The organism is Actinophytocola sp., from assembly GCF_035634895.1.
In the GTDB taxonomy this organism is placed as follows: Bacteria; Actinomycetota; Actinomycetes; order Mycobacteriales; family Pseudonocardiaceae; genus Actinophytocola.
This window is the reverse complement of record NZ_DASQCC010000178.1, coordinates 1-8198: the sequence shown is the minus strand read 5'-3', so window position 1 is coordinate 8198 and position 8198 is coordinate 1. Positions and strand designations below refer to the sequence as shown.

Genomic DNA, 8198 nt, shown 5'->3' with positions numbered 1-8198 from the left:
CGGCGCGGGCGGCGGCGCGATGGCCACGGCGTCTTCGCTGGTCAGGCCAAGCTTTTCGGTGAGCCCGGGGACGCCGAAGACGACGCCGGCCGCCACGCCGACGACCGCCACGATCGCGATGGCGGTGATGAGGAGGCGTTTCCTGGCCTTGCGGGGCGCCGGTTCCTCGGGTGCCGGGCCGACGCGCTGCGGGGCGGCGCGGGGTGGCTCGGGGGGCGACCAGTCGGCTTGTGGTGGGCGGGTGGTCTGGCGCGGCTGCTGACGAGGGATGAAGGCGGTGTGTTCCGCCTGGGGACGGATGAAGCTCGGCGTGTCGCGCGGCGGTTGGGACGGTTGGAGCGGTTTGGGTTGGCTCGGCTTTTGGCTCGGTTTCGGGAGCGGGTTCTGGCTCGGGTTCCGGCCGGGTTGCTGGCTCGGTTTTTGGGTCGGGTTCTGGCTGGGTTTCGAGATCGGGTTCTGGCTTGGTTTTTGGCTGGGTTTTTGGATCGGCTTCGGGAGGTAGACCGTGGCGCTGTCGGCGTTGGTGGTCTTGGGGGTGTCGGCCGGTGACTTGGTGGTCTTGGGGAGTGCGGAGTCGGCCGAGGGCTGGTCGGCCGGCCTTTCGGGGGCGGGAGGCTTCGGGAGGTAGGCCGTCGGGCCGTCCGTGTAGGGCGACTTCTTGAAGCTCAGCGCCGCGCGGCTGGCGTTGGTCGGCTTCGGGGGTTCGGGGCGATCGGTTTTCGGCTTGACGGTTTCCGGTTCGGCGGTCTCCGGTTTGGCTGTGTCCGCCGTGGAGGACTCCGTCTTGGGGATCTCCGTCTTGGGGATCTCCGGCTTGGCTGGCGTCGGCTTGGGTGGCGTCGGCTCGGATGGTTGGAAGAGGTTGACGGTCGCGCTGTCGGAGGTCGGGCGCTCGCTCAGGGTGGGCCAGGCCGGGGCTGGTTTTTCGTCGGTCGGTGTGCTGAACCAGCTCAGGGCGGGCGATGGTGGTTCGGGCCTGTCCCTCTGCGGGGAGGCGGACTTGTCGGCCTCCTGGGAGGAGGGCCGGGTCGCCTCGGCAGGAGGTTCGGCGGCCTCCTGGGAGGTGGGTTGTGTGGTCTTCGGCAGGGGCTGGGTGGTCGTGGAAGAAGGCGCGGTGGCGTCACTCGGCTCGGGGACGGCGGACGCCTGGTCGGCGTCCTGTGCGTGGCCGGTTTCCTGTGCCGGGTCGCTCTCCTGTGCCGGCGCGGTCTCCTGGGCCCGGTCCGTCTCCTGTGCCTGGTGGATGTCCGGCGCCGTCAGCTCGGTGGGCTCGCCCTTGCCGACGAGGTCGGACGCCGTGATGGGTTCTGGCTTGGCGACGAGTTCGGACCAGGCAGCTTCCGGCTTGGTGGACGACTCCGGCTCGACAGGCGACTCCGGCTCGACAGGCGACTTCAGCTCGACAGGCGACTTCAGCTCGGCAGGCGACTGCGGCTGACCGGCCGACTCCGTTCGACTGACCGACTCGGCCTGATCAGGTGACTCGGCCTGACCCGGTGACTCGGCCTGGTCAGGCGACCCGGCCTGGCCAGCTTGGCCAGCCGACCCAAACTGACCGGCCGCGCCAGCCTGGCCAGCGGACCCGGGCTTGTCCGCAACCCCTGAAGCCCCGGGCTCGGTCGTGGTGTTCGGCTGAGATTCCGGTTGGTCGGAACCCTGAATGTCAGCAGGCTCCTGCTCAGCGGTCGACCCGTGCTCGGCGACCGGCACCTTCTGAGCGGCTGCCCCGTTCTCTGCGGACCGCTCCGTCTGCTCAGCCGGGTCCGTCGACCCAGTCGCTTCCTCGTCGGCAGCTGGCTCGCTGCCCGCGGTCGGCTCCCGCGAGGCGATCGGCTCATTCTGCGCAGACTCTCGTCCGCCCGACTCCTTCTGCGCTGCCGACTCCTCCGGCGCGGGCGAATCCTTCTGCACAGCTGACTCCTGCGAACCGGCCGATGACTCCTGCGAACCAGCCGAGTCCCGCGAACCGGCAGGCTCCCACAGACCGGCAGGCTCCCGCGAACCAGTGGGCTCCCACGGACCGGCCAACTCTCGCGAACCAGCGGGCTCCTTCTCGGCGAGCCACTCCCCCTCCCCCGCTCGTTCCGGCTGCGCGGCCGGCGGCTCGGGCTGAGCGGACGCGGCGGCCAGCTCCTGGGCAGTTCCCTCCCCGTCCCCAGGGCCTCCCGGCTGGCCGGCCCCGGACGGCTGCCCACCCTGCTTGACCTCAGCGACCTCAGCGACCTCCGCCCGGCGAGCCTCGCCCTCGTCCGCCTGAGCGGCCTCGACCACCTCAGCAGGAGCCTGAGCAGACCCAGCCTCGGCGGGCTCCACCTCAGGCTGAATGGCTTTCGGCGTCGAGGCGGATGAGTCCTTCGGGGAGGCGTCCGCTTTCTCACCCGATCGAGTGGACTTCGGGGTGTCGTTCTTCGGGGCCTGGTCCGCCGGCCATGCCGGCGTGGGCTGGATCGCCCTGACGAAGGCCGTTCGCTGGGTGACCGGACGCTTCGCCTGCTTCTCCAGTTCGGCAACGGGCCAGCTCACCGGCTGGGTACGTTGCTGGGCCGGTTTGGCGTGCGATTTGTCACGTCCCGGCTGCGGTTCCTCCGCCGGGGGGTCGAACCAGCCGCCCGCGGCCGGTTTCTCCTGCTGGTCAGGGACCGGCAACTTGTGCGTCGCGACATCGCTGACCGGCACGGACGGCTTGTCGCGCGCGTTGTCGTCGTCGGTTGTCGGCCAGAGGTCGCCATCGCCGCGCTTCGGCACGTGCCCTCCCAATCGGTCACCAGCAGTACGCCAGACTAGCGACAACCGAAACGAGCCGATCTGAGCGAGGAAGAACCGTGGAGTTCGACGTCACGATCGAAATCCCCAAAGGCGTGCGCAACAAGTACGAGATGGACCATGTGACCGGGCGGATCCGTCTCGACCGGACGCTCTTCACCGCCACCCAGTACCCGGCGGACTACGGCTTCGTGGAGAACACGCTCGGTGAGGACGGGGACCCGCTCGACGCGCTCGTCCTCGTCCAGGAGCCGACCTTCCCCGGGTGCCTGATCAAGTCACGGGCCATCGGCATGTTCCGCATGACCGACGAGAAGGGCGGCGACGACAAGGTGCTGTGCGTCCCGGCCGCGGACCCGCGCACCGAGCACCTGCGCGACATCCACCACCTCGCCGAGTACCACCGGCTGGAGATCCAGCACTTCTTCGAGGTCTACAAGGACCTGGAGCCGGGCAAGAGCGTCGAGGGCGCCTCGTGGGTCGGCCGCGACGAGGCCGAGAAGGAGATCATCCGCTCCTACGCCCGCCTCGAGGAGGCCGGCGGTCAGCACTAGACACCAGACAGCAGAGGCGAGCCCCGCACACCCGAAGGCGTGCGGGGCTCTCACCTCTCCCCTGTCAGTGTGCGACCACCGTCAGTGTGCGACCGCCGGAGCCGCGGCCGCCGCCGCGGTGGCGTCGTCCTCGTCGGCGGCCCGCTGGATGCCCGTCTGGGTCGACAGCGGCGACTCCTTCAGGAACCAGATCAGGGCGAACGCCACCAGCACCACGAACCCACCGACCATGAACACCGTGTCGGCCGACTCGGCGAAGCCGGTCAGGATCGGCCGGGCCAGCGTCGGGTCGAGCGAGTTCAGGAACTCGGTGTTGTTGAGGTCGAGGCTGCTGCCGCCACCCTGCAGGCTCCGGGCGAACTGCGGGTTCTCCTGCAGCGCCGCGAGGAACGCCGGGTCGGACCGCACGCTGGCGAACGCGGACGCGATCTTGCCGGTCACGGTGCTGAACAGGATCGACAGGAACACCGCCGTGCCGACGGTGCCGCCGATCGACCGGAAGAAGGTCGCCGCGGACGTCGCCACGCCCATGTCCTTCGGCGGCGCGTCGTTCTGGATGGCCAGGATCAGCGTCTGCATGCACTGGCCGAGGCCGAGGCCCGCCAGTCCCATGATCAGCATCGTCTGCCACAGCGGGGTGTCCACGCCGATCGTCGAGAACAGGAACATCGACACCGTCATGAGCCCGAGCCCGATCACCGGGAACCGCTTGTAGCGGCCGGTCTTCGAGATCAGGATGCCGCTGCCCATCGACGCGACGAGGATGCCCGCGGTCATCGGCAGGGTCAGCAGACCGGACTCGGTCGGCGTCGCGCCCTTCACGATCTGCAGGTACAACGGGATGGTCATCATCATCCCGAACATCCCGAGGCCCATCACGAAGTTGATGCCGTTGGTCAGTGAGAACACCGGCCGGCGGAACAACCGCAGCGGCAGCAGCGCCTCGTCGCCCATCATCCGTTCGATCAGCACGAACCCGACCACGCCGATCGCGCCGACGATGTACATCGCGAACGACCTACCGGAGTCCCAACCCCACTCGCGGCCCTGTTCGGCCACGACCAGGAGCGGCACCAGCGCGACCGTGAGGGCCGCGGCGCCCCAGTAGTCGACCCGGTGGTTGACCTTGTTGTGCGGAACGTTCAGCACCTTCGCGACCACGAACAGCGCGATGATGCCGACCGGCACGTTCACCAGGAACACCCAGCGCCAACCGTCGATGCCGAAGATCTTGTCCGCGCCGGCGAAGAACCCGCCGATGACCGGGCCGAGAACACTGGACGTGCCCCAGACGGCCATGAAGTAGCCCTGGTACTTGCCACGTTCTCGTGGCGAGATGATGTCGGCGATGATCGCGAACACCAGCGACATCAGACCACCGGCGCCGAGGCCCTGGAGCGCGCGGAACGCGGCGAGCTCGTACATCGAGTTCGAGATCGCGGACAGCGCGGAGCCGGCCAGGAACAGCGAGATCGCCGTCAGGTACATGGGCTTGCGGCCGAGGATGTCGGACAGCTTGCCGTACAGCGGTGTCGAGATCGTCGACGTGATGAGGTACGCGGTGGTGACCCAGGCCTGGACGGTCTGGCCGTGCAGTTGGTCGGCGATCGTCTTCGTCGCCGAACCCATGATGGTCATGTCGAGCGCGGCCAGCAACATGCCCATCATGAGGCCGGCGACGATCGCCATGATCTGGCGGTGCGTCAGCGCGCCCCGCTCCCCCTGCACCTCGGGCACAGCGCGCGAGGTTGTTTCAGACATCTACTTTTCCCCTTCGAAACGCGCGAGTGCGACGCATTCGTTGATCATCTCCGGCAGGCTGCGCTCGTGGTCGACCACGAACCTCTCGAGCAGGTCGAGAAACGTGTCGACGTCCTCGGGCGCCCACTGCCGTACCGTCCGAGCGAGCGCGAGGCCGACACGCCTGCGCTGCTCCTCGAGGAGCGTGATCCCTGTCTCGGTCGCCGCGAGCACGCTGGCCCGGCCGTCCTCGGGATCCGCCCTTCGCTCCACCAGACCGTCCCGGACGAGTCCGGCGATCTGCCTGCTGACCGTCGACGGGTCGGAGTGCACCGCTGTCGCGAGCGCGCTCGACCTGCTCGGTCCCAGGTGAACCAGTGTCTTCAGCAGCATCACCGCCGAACGGTCGACGCCCGCGCGGCTCATCTTCTGCCCGAGGGTCGCCTGCTGCTTGCCAAGCGCGAACATCGCCGTGGCGAGCCGCCGGCCCGCCTCGATCTCCGCCTGGGTCAGTACGGCTGTCCCGGAGTCGGTCCCCACTGCGACCACGACCCAGCCTCCCTTGTTGCGTGCATCACCCAATTAGTTGGTCGATACAAGCATGAACTCACACTAAGTCATCTCGCAAGCGGTTTTACCTGTGACGCACGTCCCATGACCTGCAAAAACGGTCAACAATGGACATCTCGGACGCGGACACCAGTGAAGATCCGGCAAAGATCCAGTGCTACTCGTTATCGATCCACAGTTGGCTTCGGTGTGGCGAACCAGACAGACTGCACCCGTGCGCCGCCACCCCGCCACCCTTTTCGGCACGCTTCTCGCTGCCGCCCTCATGCTCACCGCCGCCGCGCCGGTGGCGGGCGCCGCGCCCACCCAGTGTGCCCCGGACGCCGCGGCGCCGAAACAGCAGCTGCGTGCCGAGTGGATCGCGAGCGTGACCAACATCGACTGGCCGTCACGGCCAGGGCTTCCGGCCGACCAGCAGAAGGCCGAGCTGGTCCGCTGGTACGACGAGGCCGTGGCACTGGGGCTCAACGCGGTGGTCGTGCAGATCCGGCCGACGGCGGACGCGTTCTGGCCGTCGGAGTACGAGCCATGGTCACAGTGGCTGACCGGCGCGCAGGGCCAGGCCCCCGGGTACGACCCGCTGAAGTTCGCGGTCGAGGAGGCGCACCGGCGGAACCTGGAGTTCCACGGCTGGTTCAACCCGTTCCGGGTGTCGATGAACACCGACGTCAACGCGCTGGTGCCGACGCATCCCGCGCGCGTGCACCCGGACTGGGTCGTCGCGTACGGCGGGAAGCTGTACTACAACCCGGGCATCCCCGAGGTCCGGAAGTTCACCATCGACGCGATCATGGACGCGGTCAAGCGGTACGACATCGACGCGGTGCACTTCGACGACTACTTCTACCCGTACCCGGTCGCGGGGCAGACCTTCGACGACACGGCCGCGTACGCGCGGTACGGCGGCAGCCTCCCGCTCGCGGACTGGCGGCGGAAGAACATCGACTCGCTGATCTCCGGGCTGTCCTCGGCGATCCGGTCCGCGAAGCCGTGGGTGCAGTTCGGCGTCAGCCCGTTCGCGGTGTGGCGCAACGCCGCGACGGACCCGGCGGGCTCCCCGACACAGGCCGGCGTGCAGACCTACGACGACCTGTACGCGGACACGGTCAAGTGGGTGAAGGAGGAGTGGCTCGACTACATCGCGCCGCAGGTCTACTGGAACATCGGCTTCGAGGTGGCGGACTACGCGAGGCTCGTGCCGTGGTGGTCGTCGGTCGTGTCCGGGACGCGGGTGAACCTGTACATCGGGCACGCGAACCACAAGGTGGCGAACCCGGCGCAGCCCGCGGCGTGGCAGGACCCGGCGGAGATGAGCCGGCAGCTGACGTTCAACCGGGACCACCCGCAGGTCAAGGGCGACATCTACTTCTCGGCGGCGCAGGTCAGGGCGAACCGGCTGGGCCACATGTCGATCGTGCGGGCCGATCACTACCAGCACCCGGCGCTGCCGCCGACGGCCGGCCGGCTGACGGGGCGCGGGCCGAGCGCGCCGCTGTTCGCGGACGCCACGCGGACGTCGACCGGCCTGCGGATCCGGTGGTTGTCCAACGCGGCGACCTCGTTCGCCGTGTACCGGCTGGACGGGCACAGGTTCGTCGAGCGATGCGACCTGGCGGACGCGTCGCACCTGGTGGGGACGGTCCGCGCCGTCCGGGGCCCGCTGCAGTCGTTCACCGACCCGACGGCCGTGCCCGAGCAGCGGTACACCTACCTGGTGACGGCCCTGGATCGCTCGCACAACGAGAGCGGGCCGAGCATGCCCCGCTTCACCATCGCCTGACAGGCGCGTTCAGGACCGAACGCGCCTGTCAGGGCGGTACGGCTAGGCCCAGCCCGGCATCGGATAGGCGGCCAGCATCTCCCGCACCTCGGCGGCGACGGCCGCGATCACGGTCTCGTCGGCGTTGTTGGCGGCCGTGATCGCGCGGTCGATCCACTCGGCGACCTGCGGCATCTGGTCGACACCGAGCCCACGCGTGGTGACGGCGGCCGTGCCGAGGCGAACGCCGGACGGGTCGAACGGCTTGCGTGGGTCGAACGGAACGGTGTTGTAGTTCAGCTCGATGCCCGCCCGGTCGAGTGCCTTGGCGGCGGGCTTGCCACCGATGCCCTTGCCGGTCACGTCCATCAGGATCAGGTGGTTGTCCGTGCCGCCGGAGACGAGGTCGAAGCCGCGGCCCTGAAGTGCGTCGGCGAGCGCCTTGGCGTTGGCGACGACGCCGGCCGCGTACTCGCGGAACTCCGGCTGCGCCGCCTCCTTGAGCGCGACGGCGATGCCGGCGGTGGTGTGGTTGTGCGGCCCGCCCTGCAGGCCGGGGAAGACGGCCTTGTCGATCGCGCCCGCGTGCGGCGCCTTGCACATGAGCATGCCGCCGCGCGGGCCGCGCAGCGTCTTGTGCGTGGTCGTCGATACCACGTCGGCGAAGGCCGACGGCGACGGGTGCGCCCCGCCCGCGATCAGCCCGGCGATGTGGGCGATGTCGGCGACCAGGACCGCGCCCACTTCCTGGGCGATGGCGGCGAAGGCGGGGAAGTCGATGGTGCGCGGGATGGCGGTGCCGCCACAGAAGA

Annotated in this window: 6 protein-coding genes; 2 read left to right on the top strand and 4 right to left on the bottom strand. The window is 69.2% G+C overall.

Translation table 11 applies throughout. The annotated features are described in order from the left end of the window. Nucleotides 1–2745 (bottom strand): hypothetical protein (locus tag VET29_RS26355; RefSeq protein WP_324925155.1); only part of this gene is annotated, 2745 nt, incomplete at its 3' end. 77 nt (nt 2746–2822) lie between these two features. Here VET29_RS26355 and VET29_RS26350 point away from each other — a divergent pair. After that, nucleotides 2823–3317 carry an inorganic diphosphatase gene (locus tag VET29_RS26350; RefSeq protein ID WP_324925153.1) on the top strand — a complete coding sequence of 165 codons (495 nt, stop codon included), beginning with the start codon at nt 2823–2825 and terminating at the stop codon, nt 3315–3317. Nucleotides 3318–3398: 81 nt separating this feature from the next. Here VET29_RS26350 and VET29_RS26345 read toward each other — a convergent pair whose 3' ends face one another. Both VET29_RS26345 and VET29_RS26340 read right to left on the bottom strand, forming a co-directional pair. Continuing rightward, on the bottom strand, nt 3399–5078 hold the full coding sequence (locus VET29_RS26345) for an MDR family MFS transporter (RefSeq protein WP_324925151.1): 1680 nt from the start codon (nt 5076–5078) through the stop codon (nt 3399–3401). Then, nucleotides 5079–5606 (bottom strand): MarR family winged helix-turn-helix transcriptional regulator, encoded by a 528-nt coding sequence (locus tag VET29_RS26340; protein ID WP_324925149.1) that lies wholly within the window; start codon nt 5604–5606, stop codon nt 5079–5081. A 235-nt stretch (nt 5607–5841) separates the two neighbouring features. Here VET29_RS26340 and VET29_RS26335 point away from each other — a divergent pair, with 235 nt between their 5' ends. Beyond that, a complete protein-coding gene (locus VET29_RS26335) occupies nt 5842–7407 on the top strand; it encodes a glycoside hydrolase family 10 protein (RefSeq protein ID WP_324925147.1) in 1566 nt (521 codons plus the stop codon). A gap of 42 nt (nt 7408–7449) precedes the next feature. Here the strand turns inward: VET29_RS26335 and glyA are convergent. Next, nucleotides 7450–8198: serine hydroxymethyltransferase (glyA, locus tag VET29_RS26330; protein WP_414636609.1), on the bottom strand; the 749-nt coding region annotated here is incomplete at its 5' end.